This window comes from Streptomyces scopuliridis RB72, from assembly GCF_000718095.1.
Taxonomy (GTDB): domain Bacteria; phylum Actinomycetota; class Actinomycetes; order Streptomycetales; family Streptomycetaceae; genus Streptomyces; species Streptomyces scopuliridis.
Genome location: NZ_JOEI01000098.1, coordinates 1 through 352 on the forward strand (window position 1 = coordinate 1; position 352 = coordinate 352).

The window sequence follows — 352 nt, forward strand, 5'->3', positions numbered from 1 at the left end:
CGCGGGCAGGGAACGACGGTCCAGCTTGCCGTTGGCGTTCAGGGGCAGCGAGTCCAGTACGACGAAGGCCGCCGGGACCATGTACTCGGGCAGAGCCGAGGCCACATGCTCACGCACCACCGCCACGTCCAGCGGCGTATCCGCCTCGGCGACCAGGTAGGCGGCCAGGCGCTTCACACCCGGACGATCCTCCCTCGCCACCACCACCGACTGAGCCACGGACAAGTGAGACGTCAACACGCTCTCGATCTCACCGAGTTCGATACGGAACCCCCGCACCTTGACCTGATCATCACCGCGACCCGCATACTCCAACACCCCATCCGCACGCCACCGCACCACATCACCCGTC

General features: G+C 66.5%; 1 protein-coding gene. It reads right to left on the minus strand.

The window, feature by feature from the left end; genetic code table 11:
• Positions 1-352, minus strand: a 352-nt coding sequence (locus tag IF11_RS39825) for an AMP-binding enzyme (protein WP_157848489.1), incomplete at both ends; no start/stop codon positions are given.